Genomic DNA, 15,153 nt, shown 5'->3' with positions numbered 1-15,153 from the left:
GTGCCTTATGGACTCCTTCACCAGCGGCACTTATTTTGATCCTGCGGCGGGGAGACCCGTCGTGAGGCTTAGAACCCTCTCAAGCGTGTCCTCGGCTGCCAGTTTAGCGGCCGGGTGGCGGTCGCGTATGTCCAAGGCTCAGGCCCAAAGGCGGCCGCGCCGTTGTGGACACGCGACGGGTTCTAACACCCGGCTTCGGGGTGCCTCTGGTTTCGATGGGAGAGGCAGCCGTGTACCGGATCGACTCGTTTGCGACCGTTGACGAAATTGTCGAGACCATTCTCAAAGAGAAGACGCAATTCGAGGCGGAGCTTAACCTTGGCATGAGCTTCGCGCTGGCAACCCGAGAAGGTGATAGCAAATCGATGCTGCGGCTCGCCCTTGCCCACTACGTCTGGAAGAATCACCAACTGGACGCAGACACGATGGCCGAGATGGTCGCCGTGATGAACTGGCAGGGCGTCAAGAAGTCCAAGGCGCAGTAATCGTGCAATTGATTGCAGACAGCTAGGCGGCCTTGTCCGTCCCGGTCAGGAACCTGCCATACATCGACTTCAGGAGATCGACGCCCTGCTGGATGCATATCTCGGGGTCCCGCTTCATCTGGGCCATGAGATACCCGTTGTGATGGGCTTCGTAGGCGCGAGCCAAGATCGCCCTTTGGTCCTGAGTAACCCCGATCGTGAACGTCTTGGCGATCTTGAGGGCCTGTTTCCATCGACCCTGGTTCATGTGCTCGATCACCTGGGCGGTCTTGGTCTTGGATGCCATTACCGGCTCCTCAGATCAGGCCGTGTCGGTGCAGGCGGTACAGACGAACGAACTCATCTGCACCAATCAACGTCCCCCAATTGTTTCGAATGATGCAGGACGCCTTCGACAGATCGCTAGGAAGCGCCAGGTATTCGGCCCAAGTCTCCGAGTCGCCGGCCTTCAGGGTCGATTCAACTTCTGCTTTGGTGAGGATGTTCATGCTGCACATCTGCTTGCCCTCCATGGCGTTCGGGAGTTGGATTTCCCTATGCCTTGACCGTAGCTTGAGCCTACGGCGGGTCAATATATTTTGCAATCAATTGCAAAATAATGGATGGGCGTGCAATTGATTGCACGTCATTCAGACTGATTCATCGGGTCGTACCATTGCATGCCGGACTCGTCGGGATCGGACATGGTGATCGTGCGCTCGCGGATCGCCCCACCGTGCTTCTCGATCAGAGTTTTCCTGGTGCTGATGCCGAGGCTGATGACCACCCGCACATCGATCTTCGCCAGGCGCTCAAGGATGCGCTTCATGCCGCCCTCGCGCCAGGCCAAGGGCTGGGCAGGATCGACGAACGCCGTCATCACGTTGGGGCTGCTGGTCGGCGCGATCACCACTTTCGATTTGTCCGGCCGCAGCTCAGGCCCCATCGGATGCGGCTTGGTCTGCGATTGCAGCCAGAGGCACTCGAACTCGCGGCACGACCGGGGGCGGTCTTCGTAGATCGTGCAGCCATTGCCGGGCTTACAGTGCCGACACCATTGGTTGACCGGCTTGCGGGGCGCCAGATCGCTGATCCCCAGCAGCTTGCAACACATCGTGCAGGTGCCGCAGGCGTTCACTACCGTGCTCCCCTGATCTCGTCCCGCAGCTCCTTTACCTTCGCGGCATCGGCATCCGAGAACATCGTGAGCCGGGTGCCGGTGGGCAGCCGAACGATTTCGGGCCGATAGCCGAACAGATGCGTCCGCTTGCTGATCTGCTGGGCTTCGTCCTCGGTCAGGGTGCAGGACTGCTGCGCTCGCACATATGCGGTCACGACCCCAGATCCTCCTGAGCCTCGCAACTGGTGACGTAGTGCTCCTTGCTGGCGTTCGGGGTGTCGTCCTGTTCCCACACCAGATCGGGGTCCCGGTAGGACCGCTCATGGGCCAGCATGATCGCGGCGGCGCGGTTCTCGGCCTCGACCAGCATCGTGCAGCTCTCGGTGGTGTTCCGTGTGACGATCACATCATAGGTCCTCCGCATTAGGCTTCCTCCACTCGGATGTTGAACGACGTGCCGTCATCCAGCTCGATGTGGATCAGATGCTCGGCGCCGAGATCGACGTTGCTCACCGTCTGAATGTTTGCGCTGGTGCCGTGCTCTTGGCCGATGATGTGCGGAGGGCGATCGTCGGGATGCGGGAAGGCTTCATCGCATTTCGCCATGTGCATCTCGATCAGCTCGCAGACCATCGCGGCGATCGTGTTGACCTTCGTCGTCATTCGCTCACTCCTCACGCTACGCTTTGCAATCAATTGCAGAAGCTACAGAATGCCGGAAAACCCCTTCGTCATGCGGTCGGAACGCTCGGCCGGCAGATCGACGATGACGTATTTCGACCAGACGCTCTTGGGGACGAGCCGGGCTTTCAGTTCGGTCTGGCCTTTCAGGCTGGCCGCGACGTACCGGTGATGACCGTCGACAAGCAGGTGGCTTCCGTCGATCCAGTGTAGGAGCAGCAGGGGCTCCTTGATCTCCTCGCCCATGAGGCGGTCGACGCGATGCTGCTCGATCCCGCGCTTCTGGACGAAATACTCGGCAATGGCGGGCTCGACCTCGATCGTGACGATCGGCCGGGCCTTGGTCTTCCAGCTCTTGGCAAGCGCCGTGACGTTGATGTGCGTGGTCTTGCCTGTCTTGTCGTCGACCAGGGAAAACACCACGTCGAGCGGGTCCATGTCCTGGTAGCGCATCAGCGTAGCCCCAGAGTGTCGAAGGCGCTCTCGGGATCGAGTCGCCACCTCTCGCGGGTCAGCTCATCGATGCGCGCGTCGAGCTTCGGGTCGTGGGGCGAGAACGCGCCGTTCTGCAGGTCCTCCAGCTCCTTGTCGATCTCAGCGATACGGGCCTGGACTGCCATGTCGAGCTTGAGCGTCTTCACGGCGTCTCCTCCTCCAGGCCGGCGAGAAATGCTGCGTAGGTCTTGAAACCCCGCATGTGCGCCGCCGCTTCGATCGCCTGGGATTGACTGAGGCCGGCGTAGGCTCTCTTGATCTCGGCGGCTTCGGCCTTGATCGCGATGATCTCGGGGTGGTCCTTCGTCGGATCGTGCCTAACCACCACGCTCCTCCTTCGGCACCAGCCACTCTCGCACCTTTGTGCCGGCGCAGTTGGGGATCGCCTCGACGTCACGCCGGGCCTTGTCGAGCAGGGTCCCCAGCTTGAGGGCGATCTCGGTCCCGGTGTCCTGGCCGCCGGCCTCCAGCGCGTTGGAAAGCTGGGCTGCCTGAACGGGCGTCATCGTGATCTCGACGGTGATCAAGGGGGTCGCCATCACACGAGTCCTTTGTCTTCGAGTAGCGATTGTTCGGCGGTGAGCACCCAGAGGCGGCCGCGCTTGTGTTCGACCTGACATTGGGACTTGGGCACCCAGACAGCGTTCTCGCGATCGCCGTCCGTGCTCACCAGCACCGCCTTGTCGGTCTGGTGGTGCATGTGGACTTCGATGTCTTCGAGGTTCGACTTCACGGCGTCTCCTCCCAGGTGGAGGAGCAGATCGCGACAGCGCGCCAGTAATCGATCCGCTCCTCGGCGGACCAACGGTCCTCCAGCGTGGCCGAGCTGATCAGGTCGAGGCTTCTCCAGTACGGATCGGCCACCTTGAACAGCAGCTGCACGGCATAGGCCCTGGCGTGGCGGCGATAATCGAAGGGCGTCGGCCGGCAGTCGTATCCCAGCGGATGCGGCCTGGTGAGCTGGGGCCGGCGGTCAAGCAACCAGGCGATCACCTCTGCGACCTTGCCCTCGGACGGCTGGCGCCATTCCAGGACGTCGTGATTGACCTGGTCCTGCACACGGAAAGCGTGGTTCAGGATCTGGGTCATGGTCGGATTGTCCCTGTACTTCTCAAGGACGATCTCGCGCTCCGGGTCTTTGAACAGGATGGGCTCACTCATGCTGGGCCGCCTTGATCGCCTGCCAGAGGATCTCTTCCTCTTCTTCGGTCAGGTCCCATTCGCCGGCCCCGATCAGGTCCTGAAGGGCTTTGGACAGCAGCACTTTCTGGATGACCTCGATCTCATGGAGCATGGGCTTGAACGGCTTCAGATCGTTCTCGGAGGCTGGATCACGCATCGTTCTTCGCCGCCATCTTGTCGAACAAGGACGAGACCTTCTCCTCGTCGACCAGACGCTTGATCACCGCGGCCTTGGGCAGGTCCCTGGCGAGCGGGCTGTCCCAGGCATCGCCATATGGCAGGTGGACGAGAAACGACTTCTTCGGGGAGTCGGCGTACATGTAGCGCGCCGCGCCATCGCCCATCGGAAGCGACAGGATCTTCCCCGTGTGCTGGCCGGCGTAGCCCGAGCGGAGCAACCAGTCCTTCAGCTGCGCCTGGTGCGCCTTTTCGCGGGCCTGCTCCTTCTTCCAGTCGTAGTTCTTGTAGTCGGGCTCCGCGAACAGCAGAACCATCGGCAATCCGCAAACTTTCATCGTCGTCTCCTCATGCGTAGCGTCGTCGAATTGTCGTGCAATCAATTGCAAACTCGGAGCCGAGTTCGATCCCCGACTCCATCAGGCCCCGACCGATCTGGCGGGCATTGTCTTCCGAGACGTCGCGGAACATCGGGTGCCGGGCGCCCGCGACGATCGTGCCGACGGTGAGCAACCCATTCTCTTGCCGGGCGCAGTAGTAGCGGTCGTCGCTCATCGGGCGTTCTCACTTGCCTTCGAGGCCGGAGACGATCGCGTTGACGCCCGCGGCGACCAGCTCGGCCGACAGGTTCAGGCCGGCGATCGACTTCAGGTACTGCTCGATTGCGATCCTTGTGGCGGTCTTCATGGCGTTGCCCTCCGTGGCCTTGCCCTGTTCCCTATGCCCCTAACTTAGCTTATACCGCACTTTTTGCAATTGATTGCAAAATCGTCATGCTGATTTTTTGGAGCCGGGCACAAGCCGGACAGAGACGCGACGCGATCAGGCTGCCTGTCGATCGATCGGAAATGTCCCGCACGCCGACTACCGGCGCGACCAGCAGGGTCAGTACCGGCGCGTCGACGAAAGCGCGGACTTGTACGGTGACTTGTTCGGTGCGGGGAAAGGGGTTCCTGGGACGCTCCCTATAGGCCGGGGGGGCGTTCTGGAATTTGGAAGCTACCATATGGGAGGTAGGGAGTGCCTTCGATAAAGCCTGGTGTAGCGGGCTTTTGGGGGCGCTTGAAGGCTTGGGATTACCCCCTGAATTTTGGGAGTTTATCCGGGTCCCCGCGAATGTCCCCGCCGGACATCGGGACAGTCTGTTTTGTCCCCCGGTTTCGGGGCGGCTATTCCCCAACAACCACCTGGAGGATCGCGTTGAACAGGGCGGATGACGCCACACCGAAGATGTTCTTGTTGCCCACCAGAGCTTTCCTGGCTTGCTGGGCCTCGACCTTGGAAGCGTATGCCAGCTTGATCGTGTTCTTCCCCTGGAGAAGGGTGAAGCCCCATTCCGCCGACGCTGTCTTACCGATCGGCCCTACAAAGCCCACCTTCGCGGCGAGGGCTTCCTCGTCGATCGGCCTGGTGTTCGCGATCATGACGGGCGCCTTCCAAAGGGGTTATACGACTGATTGTAAATATTATTCCGTGTTCAAGAATTGATCAAACTGTATATTCAAAGCGTTCGGCCGCAACGCTGGTCAGAACCCCAGATCAGCTACGATCTTCATGAGTGCTTTTCCCCGCTCCCGGTCAGAGATATTTGTCGCCGTCGTCTTTCCGGCCCCATATTTCATCAGGAGCTTGTCGAGGCGTTCCTTGTCAGCGGCAGACAGCCGAAGGGTGAGCACCCTCTCATTCTCGATCAGCTTCTCCCCGCGAAGCACTTTCGCGAGGTCCGACGATTTGTGCTTCTTCGCCTTGTCGACCAGCTCCTGCCAGTTCTCGGCCTGCGCGTAGGGGGCAATTTCCTTGAGCTTCGTCCAGCCTATCTCTCGGGCCTGGTCGGGCGTGATGGGGAGGTTGCAGAACGCCTTGCCGATGTCGATCAGGTAGTATGTCTTTCGCTGGCTGAGCCCCGACTCTTCCTGAAAGGTCACCACGTCATGGATGTTGTTCTTCTGCAGCTCCCAGAGCGCGACGCTCAGTTCCAGAAGGTTCTTGTTCACATCCCTCGCATAGGCGTACGCCTTGGCAAGCAGCTTGGTGCTGAGTTCCTGCTGCTTGGTTTGGGCCTTAGCTTCCTTGATCATGGTTCCCTTACTCCGCTCCCAGAAACGCCCCTTCACGTCCCTGTAGCTTGACGATCATGGATTATGCAACCAATTGCACATTCTCGCCTACAAAACATCCATCAGCGCCAGCTGCTCGCCATCTGAAAATGCAGGTGGTCTCCGCTTCTTGGCCACGACGTCCGTGAACGGATCGAACGTGCCGGCCCCTGACAGTTCGACTCCGTCCAGAAAGCCGTTGATGAACGATTCATATGGCATAACCGTGAGGCCACGCAACTTTGCATTTCGGGCCTTGACCGTGTCGGTCCTTGACGAAACCAAGAAATCGGTGTCGCGGCGTACGGTGGACTGAACGGTTAGTCCAGCCGCAGTACATGCCTGGGTTAACTCCTTACGGGTAATGATCTTTCCCCCGCTGGTGACTGCGGGGCCGGTAAACACGACATTGATATGCATGGCCGCCCTCCAGGCTGAAAAATTCCATGACTTATCGTAGCTTCCGGGCTGCGAGGCCAAAGGAAGGAAGCGGTAAGCCGTCGGGAATACGTGGGTTTGGTTAAGCGTCGGCCTGATGCGGATAAGGCAGCGCCCAGCGCAGCGCGGTGATTCGGCCGTAGCCGTGCTCGGCTTCGACTTCCCCCTCCACGGGTTCGTCGGTGAACACACATACCCCGGTCAGGGCGAATCGGTATCTGGCGAAGTCGGCCAGATTCTCTGTCATGGCGTGAAGGATGTCCTTCAGCGCCTTCTCCTCGCCCTCGGTAAGCGCGGTATTCTGGAAATCGATCCCGCCATCCGTGTCGATCCGCCCGAAATGCCTGGCCTTGCCGAAGGCGCCCCCGTTGTTGATCGTGATGGTTCCCGGATGCTTCGAGCCGTTTCCAGCCAACGAGAACAGGACGCCATCCCAGAAAATGGTCTTGTGCAAATGGATGCGGGGATAGGTGACGTATTTGCGCGCGTGCTGGAAGTGCCAGACCAGGCGCCCGTAGGCCCCTGCCGGGTAGGTCACGAGATCCGGCTTCGGTCCCTGCTTCACGAGGCCGAGCATCGACCGGAGGTACTTCTTCTGGACGGTGTTGAACGACTCGCGCTGCAGAAGGGCCAGCACCATGCCCCGGTCACCCCGTGGCAGGAGGGCAAGCCCCTCCCGCAACTTCTTCAGGTCGAGCGGGGTCATCAGATCAGGCCCCGCTTCTTGGCGAACGCCTTGGTCATGGTCAGTTGGATGGTCGGCGTAGACGTGCCTTCCTCGACGTTGATCGCGTAGGCGAGGATATTCGACTTGCCGAACGACTTCACCGTACCGTCGGGCATGAACACGTCGATGTAGACGTTCGACTCGTTCTTGAACTTGAAGGACAGGGTGATCTTGTCGCTGTCGGGGACCGCGGCCTCGTCCTGGAGCTTCTTGACGAGGTCGGCGGGCTTGGCGACGGGGAGCGGCTTGGCCGGCGGGACATAGTCCTTGCAGACCGTGATGGGAACAACCTGGAAGCCGGTGGTCACCTTGTAGACGTCATACTTGACGCCTTTGTTCTTGGTCAGCTTGCCGGCGATCATGTTCGCGACAGCCTGGGTCTCGTAGATCATCTTACCGGAAACATCGAGCATTTGGCCCTCCTTGGCGCTGCTGGTGTGGGGAAGAAGTTCCTTGATTTGACGGTAACTTGAGCCGGCTGCGATGCAATAGGAATTTGCAATCAATTGCAAAAAAGAACCCCGGAGAGATTACTCTCCGGGGTCTTTTGCGATCAGGCTGTTGAGGTGCTTTCAGGCCGCTTCGTCGCTCTTCACGTCGACGGTGATGTCGACGTCGGGGAACGCCTTTTCGAGGATGGCGAAGGCCGCCTCCATACCCATCGCCTTGAGCTTCTGTTCGAGCGTCTGCCCGCCCAGGAAGTCGATGCAGATGAACTCGAGCGCGACAGTGTCGACCGTCGTGCCGGACTGCTCCTTCGCCTTGTCGATAGCCGTCTCGATCGTGGCCTTCTGGTCGTCGTGGACCTTGAAGGTCTTCGTCGTGACCGTCTTGGATGCGCCGTCCTCGAGAGCTTTCGGGCTCTCCTTGGCCAGCGTCTTCTTGACGGTGTCGATCAGGGTGAGCGTGTTCGAGTTCTTGGCGATCTCGATCCACTGGTCCTGGTTCTCGGCCGTGATGACGAGCGCGATCTCCTTGAGCTTCGTCCAGCCGAGGCCCTGCACCTTCGACCAGGGCACCTGGGCCGCGGACAGGCCGTTGTAGATAGAGACCCAATACATGGCTTTGCGATAGGCGAGGCCGTGCTCCTTCTCGGTGAAGTCGCGGAACGACGCATAGGGCTCGAACCATCCGTTGGCCTGGATCAGCGACAGGACGCCGCCGAGGCGGAACATGGTCAGCTCGGTCTGCTCGGACAGCGCCATGATCATCGTCAGGGCGTCGTTCTTCTTCAGGTTCTCGATTTCGTGGACGAGGTCCGCCAGGACGTCGGGTTCCATCACTTCGCCGGACTTGGCGGTCGAGGTGGCGACGTCCTTGGATTTGGCGGGCGCCTTCTCCTTCTTCGGTTTCCCCTTGATCTTGGGATCGTCATTCTCCACGGCGGTCGCCGTCTGCTCCGTCTGCTCCGTCTGCGCGCTGTCGGTGGCCGTCGTAACAGCCGGCTCCGAGGTCGGCTTGTCTTGCGCGGCAGCGGCATCGCCCGCCGCCTCGGAGGCGTCCTCGAACTGGCTCTTCAACCAGACGCGCTTGTCGCCTGCGTCCCAATTTTTCCAGTCCTCCGGGACATCGATGTCGTTCTCCTCGACAAGGGCGTCGAGCTGCGGGGCGTCGAGCTGGTCGACATCGACCACGACATCCTCCTCGCCCTCGGCTGCTGCATCGGTCGGCGGGTCTACCTTCTCCTCGGTGATCGCGTCCTCGACGGCCGCCTTGGCAGCGCCCTTCAGGAGCGACAGTGATGCGGAACTCATGTGACAGACCCTCCTTGGCCCTTCGTGTGGAGTAGATCGGTCCAACGTAGCTTTTTTGCAATCAATTGCAAATTATTTTGAGCGCACCGACATGGCGCCAACAATCTTCTGCATGTCCAGGGTGATGCCCGGAAGGCGGCCGGCCTGGGCGAGCCCCATGCAAGCAAGCCCGTAGGCGTCGGCCACGTTGTTGGTGGCGGCTTCAAACACCCAGCGCTTGAACACCTGCAGCATCATCTGCTCCTTGTTGGCGGTGCCCTTGCCGCAGACGAACTTCTTCACCTCCGTTGCGCGCGGGTCGTACCACTTCAGCCCGCCCATCTTCATCGAGAAGCGGATCAGGGTTCCCAGCTCGACGAGCGGGATGATGCTGGAAGCGTTCTTCGTGTTCAGGGAGAAGCCCTCGACGACGAGACGGTCGGGCTTGTGGCCATGCACGATCTCCATGATCTGGTGCGTGACATTGATTGCACGGTCGAGGCCGTCGAGGCCGGGCTCGGGCTTCAGCTCCGCGACGAACAGGGTGGCGGGGATCTTCAGCCCGGTTTCCTCCAGCAGCACGATGCCGGTCGCGGCGGGCGACGGATCGATGCCCATCGACGTGAGCGGGACCCCGCCCTTGATCCTGACGGTCATCAGACGTCCTTCCACTCGTGCTGGGCCGGATATTCGCCGGAGAAGCAATGCTTCTTCATCGGGCACTTCATCGCCCGTTTGGTCAGGGCGTTCGAGCAGATGCCGCAGGGCGACGGGATCAAGCCCTTTCGGAAGTCGGTCACCACCTTGGCGCGGTTGACGATGCCGTCGGTCAGCGCGTCGTTGCGCTTGATCGCGAACTCCTTGAACGGGGAGTATTTCTCGAACATGCCCCATTTCTCCGGCTCGGCGTCCTGGCAGCCGTAGCCGCCCTTCGAGACGTAGAGGATGGTCGCTTCCTCCGTATCGACCTGGTTGGACCAGGGGTGGGCGCTTTCCGCGATCAGCCGAAGGTAGAGGTTGGTCCGCCACTGATGCTCCGCGAGCGGGGCTTTGAGGGCCTTGAATTCCTCCTTGTCCATGGTCTTGAGTTCGGTGACGCGGAGCTTCGGCTGGTTCAGCTTCACCAGCATGTCGATACCGCAGGAGGCCCCGCAGATGGCGCTCTCGAAGCGAACCTCCTTCGGCTCGGTCCACTTGCAGCCGCAATGCTTGCAGGCGGCCGGCCGCAGCGTGAAGTCGTGAACGGTCCCGCAGTTCGTGCATTTCCAGTGGCAGACGGCCCGGCCCATCTCCGCGAACCACAGGACGATGTTGCGCTCCTGGTCCCGGCCGATCTGAAAGGTCATGCGCTCGGAGGTCGTCAGCCACTGGTCCTTCGGCTTCTGGCCCGTCAGGTCATGCAGAGCATAGTATCGCGGGCAGATGCCCCCTTCCTTGGTCAGGTCGGAGGCGTGGATGCGGCTGATGGAGCGCGCGGGGTCGTAGCCGGACAGGTGCTTGTGAAGCAGGAACTTCACGCCCATCGGCGGGGCGGCCTTCTTGGCGGTCTTGAGGAAATTCACCGCCATCGGACCACCCGCACGTCGTTCAGGCGGCGTCGAGGAACCATGCGTTCAGGTCGTCCGGGATCGAGGGTCATCTTCATCCGACGCTGTCCTCCCAGACATGGCGGGGAACCGCGACCCATTCGCCGTCGACGACCGGGTTGCCGTCGGGAGTGACGAACGAGATCATCAGGGCCGGCGACTTGCCCTCCTGGCGGGCCTCGCGGGAAATCTTGGCCAGCCATTCGAGCTTCAGCCCCATCGACAGGGCGGTCGTGCTCTTGGCTTCCATCAGCACCGCGCCGAGGTCGATGTCGCCTTTGGCGCCTTCCATCGCGCCCGAGGCCGGACGCGCCTTGGCCTTCAACTGGCGAGCCAGGCGTTGCTCGGACGCCCGGCCCGATTTCCCGATTGCATGCTTGGCGCGACGTTCGAGGTACGGGTTGGTCAAGCCTCGCCCTCCTCGAGAACGGTGCCCTTGAGCATCGTGCTGATGATGTGCCGGCGGATCTGCGCCCCGAACTTCTCGTCGCCGTAGAGGCGCTCCCTGAATGGCGCGATCGTGTCGTAGTGCTGGCCGTAGATCAGCCAACCCTTGCCCTTGTCGCCCTTGTCGAACAGGCCGAAGGTCTTGAGATACTCGCTGACCGTGTTGAAGTCGTCGCACTGGCCGACCTGCAGGCCCTTGTGCGGCTGCGTGGCCATCTCGAAGCGGCCGGAGGCGGCCAGGATCGGCGTCTTCCATTTCTTGATGACGAAGCTGACCTCCTTCGCCACGGGCATGACGTCCGAAATGGTCTTGTCCATGACATTCGAGCCATGGACGCGCAGGCGGATCGCGGACTGGTATTTCGGCTTGTTGCCACCAGGCTCGGCCTCGGGGTTGCCGAACATCACGCCGATCTTGGTGGTGATCTGGTTGATGTAGAACAGGGACGGATAGCGGCCCTGCTTCTCCGCCTCGGAAAGGGCGTTGACGGTCTTGCGATAGAGCTTGCCCATGATGAGCGAGACACCGCCCACCACGGCGCCCTCGGCGCTCTTCTCCAGCTCCGCGGTGCCGACGAGCGCGGCGATGGAATCGAGCACGACCATGCCGACATCGTGCGCGTGCAGCATGCCCTCGATCAGGTCGACAGCCTCTTCGGCATAGGCCGGCTTGAGGACGACGAGCTGGTCGGTGTTCACGCCGAGCGCCTTCGCCCAGGCCGGATCGAATTCGTTCTCGACGTCGACGAACACGCAGATCAGCTCGGGCCAGAGCAGCTGGTGCATGGCGATCGCGCGCAGGGCGATATTGGTCTTGTTCGAGCTTTCAGGGCCGAAGATGGTCGTGGTCTTGCCGCGCGGGAAGCCGCCGCCCAGCGCAAGGTCGAGCGGAAACAGGCCGGTGGGGATGCGGGTCGAGTTGACCAGGCGGCCGCCGAACGAACCGATGGCGTCACCCTTGTCCTTCTGGAACGTCGCCAGCAGGTCGGCCACGCCGACGGTAGCCTTTGCGGGCGCCTTCTTCGAGATCTTCACCGCCAAGGTCACTCCTCCTGCTTGGACCAGGTGACAGTGTCCGTCTCGTCGGAATAGACCACGTCATAGGATGGCGGTTCCTGCCCATCCGGGACCGGATCGAAACCCGGAGACCAGGCTTCATAGTCGGTCTGGTTCATCTGGAAGCGGAACTCGGCGCGCAGGATCACGCACTCGCCCATCACCTTGCGGACGATGTCCGGCGCCTGGATCAGGACATCCTGCTCGATCGAGAACTTGCCATAGCGGCGTTCGGGCAACTGCATGCTGAAGTCCTTTGTGCAATTGATTGCAGGTCAGTTGCCGTTGACGATGTCGCTGACGCACTTGGAGAGGCGGCCATCGACCCACGTCTCCGCATAGTCAGCGATCTGGTCGATCTCGCCGTACTCGCAGGGGACGGAGAGCGAGATGGCGATCCTGGTCGACTTGAAGTCACCGAGGTTGTGCGTGTAGCTGGCCTCGAAGCCGACGCGGCACAGCTCGGGCGACGCGGAGATTTCAGGCGAGACCTCTTCCGGGATTTCGACGTTCTCCTGGCTGGTCTCCTCGGAGATCACCTTGCCCTGATCTTTGTGGGTGGTGGTTTTCGTGGCGGTCGCCGCCTTCTTGGAGAGTTTCAGCGCCATTGTAGCCTCCTTGCCTGGCTATACGTCTTGAATGTAACTGCCGACGGTCTGATACCAATGGTGACGGTTGGCGGCGTAGCCGGAGAACACCGGGCTATCGTCGTCGATGATGTCGAATACCGTCGGCGTCGGCTTGTCCGGATATTCCCGCCGGATGCGGCCGACGGGCTGCTCGACGTTGGAGCGCGGCATCGCCAGGATCGCGAGATCGAGCCAGTCGATGGACGTCCCTTCGCCCATCATCGTGTAGGTCGTCAGAAGGATCGGCTTGACCTTCTCCTTCTCGCGGGCCTTGCGCTCCTCGGCCGTGTTGGCGCCGATGTAGTAGCCGATGCGCCGGCCAGAGATCTTGAAGTTCTCCCGGCACGCGCGATGGATCGCCTTCAGATGCTCGTGGAGCGTCGAGAAGACGACGATCTTCCGATCCTTCCGGAAGGCGGTGTCGATCAGCTCCGCGATCAGCTGGTTGCGAACGGGGTCGGCGGCGATGATCTTCTCGAGATGGGCCGTCTTGCCGGGCTCGTGAGGCAGGCGAACCACCTTCTTGCCGCCGGTCTTCTTGTCGTCACGAATGACGCGCGGGCATTCCCAGGCAGACCGGAAGCGCATGACCTTGGGGACCATCAGCTGGGCTTCGGTCCTGGCGCGGATCGGCCCGATATGGGCGAAGATCAGCAACTCCTTGCCGTCCGCCCGGCTGGGCGTGGCGGAGAGCCCCAGGCGCAGCTTTGCCGGGAACATGCAGGCCACCTCTATGAACTGGTCGGCCGGCAGCCGGTGGCACTCGTCGAAGATCACCAGGCCGAAATCGTTGGCGATCCAGTCAGGGTATTTGCCGTCCCTCGACAGAGAATGGATCATCGCCACGCAGAACTTGGTGCCGATGACCTCGCATTTGTCACCCCGGATCTCGCCAATCTCATGCGGCTGCAGGCCGAGGAACGTCCCGGCGCCGTCGATCCATTGCCTGTAAATGTCGTCCTTGGTCGTGATGACGAGCGTCTTGCGCTGGACCTCGTAGGCGGCCTTGTAACCGAGGACGGTCTTGCCCCAGCCCGTATAGGCGCTGACGACGCCGGACTGGCCGGCCTTCAGGAACGCCGTCGTTCCCTCGAACAGCTCCACCTGATGCGGCCGCGGCGTCGGGCACTTCGGGAAGACGACCACCTGGCCATCGGAACGGTTGTCGTTGTAGCCGACCGGGCAGACGGCGCGCGGCAGCAGGATCAGGCCGGTCTTGGGGTCCTTGCGGAACAGGGAGACAACGTCACCAAACCGGGACGTGAACTGGTACTTCCGCTCGATCTGGGCCGAGTGCGGATAATGCGCCATCGCATCGGTGATCAGCGGCTTGTCGTGGCGTATCAGTTCGCCCAGCGTGGCCAACGGTATTCTCCCTGAACTGGTGCAGGCCGGTGCATGCGGCCACCGGCCTGCGATCCGCATCGGTCGGTGACGGCGTCCCGATGCGAATTTGCAATCAAGTGCAAATTATAGTTGATCGGCAATCTTCGAGCCGACGCCCTTCTCATAGCCGGGGCCGCCGTGCGCCTTGCCGACGCCGAGTTCGATCAGCTCCTGCGGCGTGTAGTATTTGATCTCCTCGCCATAGCTCAGCGGCAGGCAGTCCTCCTCCTTGAGGCCGAGTTCGGCGGCGATGCTGGCCAGCGACTCGTGCTTCTCCACGAAGTCGAACTGGTTGCCGACATTCGGCTCCTTCTCGCCGGTGCGGGCGATGTCGAACGTGCAGCCGGCAAGGCCGCCACGCTTTTCCGCGAGCTTCTGCAGGTGCTTGATCGTGCCCTTCTTCATCACGTAGAGGCGGCGCTGGTTCTTGATGACGTTGCCCTTGTTCGGGCCGCTCTGGACGACATGCTCCGAATGGTCGATGACGGTCAGGACGCCGACCAGAGAGGGGCGCGAATCCTTGTCGTTCCGGGCGCAGATCGGGCACGGCTGGGACTGGTCGACGTCCGAGGTGCAGACGAAATTCATCCAGTTGCCGTTGACGAACAGCGTGTGCTGGTAGAACCGCTGATCGGTCAGCATGCCGTTCTCATCGAGATTGCCATCGAGGAACGTGACCCTCTTTTCCTCGCCGTCCTTCAGCATGAAGCGCCAGGCGCGGCCGGCTTCGGCCTTGGCCATTTCCGCCTTGGCTTCCTCGGTAGCGAGCGCTTCCTGGGCGGCCGAACCCGACTTCAGGAATGACACGCCGGACTGGCTTTTCGGCGTCTGCTTGGTCGAATTCGAGGGGGAGGAAGCGGGCTTCGAGGTCGACAGCGACGTCGTCGACTTCTGGGCTGCCTTCGCAAAAGTAAGGGCCATATCGATCTCCTTGAG

31 protein-coding genes are annotated in these 15,153 nt (G+C 61.4%); 1 reads left to right on the top strand and 30 read right to left on the bottom strand.

Annotated features, from left to right (window positions below):
- Positions 1 to 230: 230 nt before the first annotated feature.
- Positions 231 to 485 carry a hypothetical protein gene (locus M9945_RS14560; RefSeq protein ID WP_367945203.1) on the top strand — a complete coding sequence of 85 codons (255 nt, stop codon included), beginning with the start codon at positions 231 to 233 and terminating at the stop codon, positions 483 to 485.
- Positions 486 to 507: 22 nt separating this feature from the next.
- Here M9945_RS14560 and M9945_RS14555 read toward each other — a convergent pair whose 3' ends face one another.
- The 30 genes from M9945_RS14555 to M9945_RS14410 form a co-directional block, all read right to left on the bottom strand.
- Positions 508 to 771: a hypothetical protein gene (locus M9945_RS14555; RefSeq protein WP_367945202.1), complete on the bottom strand. Its 264-nt coding sequence runs from the start codon at positions 769 to 771 to the stop codon at positions 508 to 510.
- A gap of 10 nt (positions 772 to 781) precedes the next feature.
- Positions 782 to 973: a hypothetical protein gene (locus tag M9945_RS14550; RefSeq protein ID WP_367945201.1), complete on the bottom strand. Its 192-nt coding sequence runs from the start codon at positions 971 to 973 to the stop codon at positions 782 to 784.
- Between the two features lie 137 nt (positions 974 to 1,110).
- The gene (locus tag M9945_RS14545; protein WP_367945200.1) at positions 1,111 to 1,602 is read right to left on the bottom strand and encodes a YkgJ family cysteine cluster protein; all 492 of its coding nucleotides are present in this window, start codon (positions 1,600 to 1,602) and stop codon (positions 1,111 to 1,113) included.
- A complete protein-coding gene (locus M9945_RS14540; RefSeq protein ID WP_367945199.1) occupies positions 1,602 to 1,799 on the bottom strand; it encodes a hypothetical protein in 198 nt (65 codons plus the stop codon). Before M9945_RS14540 ends, M9945_RS14545 begins: the two co-directional genes overlap by 1 nt.
- The gene (locus M9945_RS14535; RefSeq protein ID WP_367945198.1) at positions 1,796 to 2,008 is read right to left on the bottom strand and encodes a hypothetical protein; all 213 of its coding nucleotides are present in this window, start codon (positions 2,006 to 2,008) and stop codon (positions 1,796 to 1,798) included. The genes M9945_RS14540 and M9945_RS14535 overlap by 4 nt, the downstream gene beginning before the upstream one ends.
- A complete protein-coding gene (locus M9945_RS14530) occupies positions 2,008 to 2,247 on the bottom strand; it encodes a hypothetical protein (RefSeq protein ID WP_367945197.1) in 240 nt (79 codons plus the stop codon). The genes M9945_RS14535 and M9945_RS14530 overlap by 1 nt, the downstream gene beginning before the upstream one ends.
- 42 nt (positions 2,248 to 2,289) lie before the next feature.
- Complete coding sequence (locus M9945_RS14525; RefSeq protein WP_367945196.1) at positions 2,290 to 2,718, bottom strand: hypothetical protein; 429 nt, start codon at positions 2,716 to 2,718, stop codon at positions 2,290 to 2,292.
- On the bottom strand, positions 2,718 to 2,906 hold the full coding sequence (locus tag M9945_RS14520; protein ID WP_367945195.1) for a hypothetical protein: 189 nt from the start codon (positions 2,904 to 2,906) through the stop codon (positions 2,718 to 2,720). Before M9945_RS14520 ends, M9945_RS14525 begins: the two co-directional genes overlap by 1 nt.
- Positions 2,903 to 3,085, bottom strand: coding sequence for a hypothetical protein (locus M9945_RS14515; RefSeq protein ID WP_367945194.1), 183 nt, complete (start codon positions 3,083 to 3,085; stop codon positions 2,903 to 2,905). The genes M9945_RS14520 and M9945_RS14515 overlap by 4 nt, the downstream gene beginning before the upstream one ends.
- The gene (locus M9945_RS14510; RefSeq protein WP_367945193.1) at positions 3,078 to 3,299 is read right to left on the bottom strand and encodes a hypothetical protein; all 222 of its coding nucleotides are present in this window, start codon (positions 3,297 to 3,299) and stop codon (positions 3,078 to 3,080) included. The genes M9945_RS14515 and M9945_RS14510 overlap by 8 nt, the downstream gene beginning before the upstream one ends.
- On the bottom strand, positions 3,299 to 3,493 hold the full coding sequence (locus tag M9945_RS14505; protein WP_367945192.1) for a hypothetical protein: 195 nt from the start codon (positions 3,491 to 3,493) through the stop codon (positions 3,299 to 3,301). The genes M9945_RS14510 and M9945_RS14505 overlap by 1 nt, the downstream gene beginning before the upstream one ends.
- The gene (locus M9945_RS14500) at positions 3,490 to 3,921 is read right to left on the bottom strand and encodes a hypothetical protein (protein ID WP_367945191.1); all 432 of its coding nucleotides are present in this window, start codon (positions 3,919 to 3,921) and stop codon (positions 3,490 to 3,492) included. The genes M9945_RS14505 and M9945_RS14500 overlap by 4 nt, the downstream gene beginning before the upstream one ends.
- Positions 3,914 to 4,099 carry a hypothetical protein gene (locus M9945_RS14495; RefSeq protein ID WP_367945190.1) on the bottom strand — a complete coding sequence of 62 codons (186 nt, stop codon included), beginning with the start codon at positions 4,097 to 4,099 and terminating at the stop codon, positions 3,914 to 3,916. The genes M9945_RS14500 and M9945_RS14495 overlap by 8 nt, the downstream gene beginning before the upstream one ends.
- Positions 4,092 to 4,436 carry a hypothetical protein gene (locus tag M9945_RS14490; RefSeq protein WP_367945189.1) on the bottom strand — a complete coding sequence of 115 codons (345 nt, stop codon included), beginning with the start codon at positions 4,434 to 4,436 and terminating at the stop codon, positions 4,092 to 4,094. The genes M9945_RS14495 and M9945_RS14490 overlap by 8 nt, the downstream gene beginning before the upstream one ends.
- 31 nt (positions 4,437 to 4,467) lie before the next feature.
- Positions 4,468 to 4,674, bottom strand: a complete 207-nt coding sequence (locus M9945_RS14485) for a hypothetical protein (RefSeq protein ID WP_367945188.1) — start codon at positions 4,672 to 4,674, stop codon at positions 4,468 to 4,470.
- Between the two features lie 9 nt (positions 4,675 to 4,683).
- Positions 4,684 to 4,806, bottom strand: a complete 123-nt coding sequence (locus M9945_RS14480) for a hypothetical protein (RefSeq protein WP_367945187.1) — start codon at positions 4,804 to 4,806, stop codon at positions 4,684 to 4,686.
- A gap of 482 nt (positions 4,807 to 5,288) precedes the next feature.
- Positions 5,289 to 5,543 (bottom strand): hypothetical protein, encoded by a 255-nt coding sequence (locus M9945_RS14475; protein WP_367945186.1) that lies wholly within the window; start codon positions 5,541 to 5,543, stop codon positions 5,289 to 5,291.
- Between the two features lie 102 nt (positions 5,544 to 5,645).
- The gene (locus M9945_RS14470) at positions 5,646 to 6,197 is read right to left on the bottom strand and encodes a hypothetical protein (protein ID WP_367945185.1); all 552 of its coding nucleotides are present in this window, start codon (positions 6,195 to 6,197) and stop codon (positions 5,646 to 5,648) included.
- Positions 6,198 to 6,284: 87 nt separating this feature from the next.
- Positions 6,285 to 6,635 carry a hypothetical protein gene (locus tag M9945_RS14465; protein WP_367945184.1) on the bottom strand — a complete coding sequence of 117 codons (351 nt, stop codon included), beginning with the start codon at positions 6,633 to 6,635 and terminating at the stop codon, positions 6,285 to 6,287.
- 100 nt (positions 6,636 to 6,735) lie between these two features.
- Positions 6,736 to 7,359, bottom strand: coding sequence for a hypothetical protein (locus M9945_RS14460; RefSeq protein WP_367945183.1), 624 nt, complete (start codon positions 7,357 to 7,359; stop codon positions 6,736 to 6,738).
- Complete coding sequence (locus M9945_RS14455) at positions 7,359 to 7,793, bottom strand: hypothetical protein (RefSeq protein WP_367945182.1); 435 nt, start codon at positions 7,791 to 7,793, stop codon at positions 7,359 to 7,361. Before M9945_RS14455 ends, M9945_RS14460 begins: the two co-directional genes overlap by 1 nt.
- Before the next feature lie 159 nt (positions 7,794 to 7,952).
- Positions 7,953 to 9,134, bottom strand: a complete 1,182-nt coding sequence (locus tag M9945_RS14450; RefSeq protein WP_367945181.1) for a hypothetical protein — start codon at positions 9,132 to 9,134, stop codon at positions 7,953 to 7,955.
- Between the two features lie 72 nt (positions 9,135 to 9,206).
- Complete coding sequence (locus tag M9945_RS14445; protein ID WP_367945180.1) at positions 9,207 to 9,770, bottom strand: crossover junction endodeoxyribonuclease RuvC; 564 nt, start codon at positions 9,768 to 9,770, stop codon at positions 9,207 to 9,209.
- Complete coding sequence (locus M9945_RS14440; RefSeq protein ID WP_367945179.1) at positions 9,770 to 10,681, bottom strand: hypothetical protein; 912 nt, start codon at positions 10,679 to 10,681, stop codon at positions 9,770 to 9,772. Before M9945_RS14440 ends, M9945_RS14445 begins: the two co-directional genes overlap by 1 nt.
- Before the next feature lie 73 nt (positions 10,682 to 10,754).
- Positions 10,755 to 11,108, bottom strand: a complete 354-nt coding sequence (locus M9945_RS14435; RefSeq protein WP_367945178.1) for a hypothetical protein — start codon at positions 11,106 to 11,108, stop codon at positions 10,755 to 10,757.
- Positions 11,105 to 12,181 (bottom strand): hypothetical protein, encoded by a 1,077-nt coding sequence (locus M9945_RS14430; protein WP_367945587.1) that lies wholly within the window; start codon positions 12,179 to 12,181, stop codon positions 11,105 to 11,107. The genes M9945_RS14435 and M9945_RS14430 overlap by 4 nt, the downstream gene beginning before the upstream one ends.
- Positions 12,182 to 12,189: 8 nt before the next feature.
- Complete coding sequence (locus tag M9945_RS14425; RefSeq protein ID WP_367945177.1) at positions 12,190 to 12,447, bottom strand: hypothetical protein; 258 nt, start codon at positions 12,445 to 12,447, stop codon at positions 12,190 to 12,192.
- Positions 12,448 to 12,477: 30 nt separating this feature from the next.
- On the bottom strand, positions 12,478 to 12,810 hold the full coding sequence (locus M9945_RS14420) for a hypothetical protein (protein ID WP_367945176.1): 333 nt from the start codon (positions 12,808 to 12,810) through the stop codon (positions 12,478 to 12,480).
- A gap of 18 nt (positions 12,811 to 12,828) precedes the next feature.
- Entirely contained in the window at positions 12,829 to 14,196 is a 1,368-nt protein-coding gene (locus M9945_RS14415) for a DEAD/DEAH box helicase (protein WP_367945175.1), read from the bottom strand.
- 105 nt (positions 14,197 to 14,301) lie between these two features.
- A complete protein-coding gene (locus M9945_RS14410; protein ID WP_367945174.1) occupies positions 14,302 to 15,138 on the bottom strand; it encodes a hypothetical protein in 837 nt (278 codons plus the stop codon).
- Positions 15,139 to 15,153 lie beyond the last annotated feature (15 nt).

Origin of the sequence: Aquamicrobium sp. (genome assembly GCF_023954335.1) — a bacterium.
GTDB lineage: Bacteria > Pseudomonadota > Alphaproteobacteria > Rhizobiales > Rhizobiaceae > Aerobium.
Note: the sequence above shows the minus strand (reverse complement) of the source record. Positions and strands in the feature narration are given on the sequence as shown.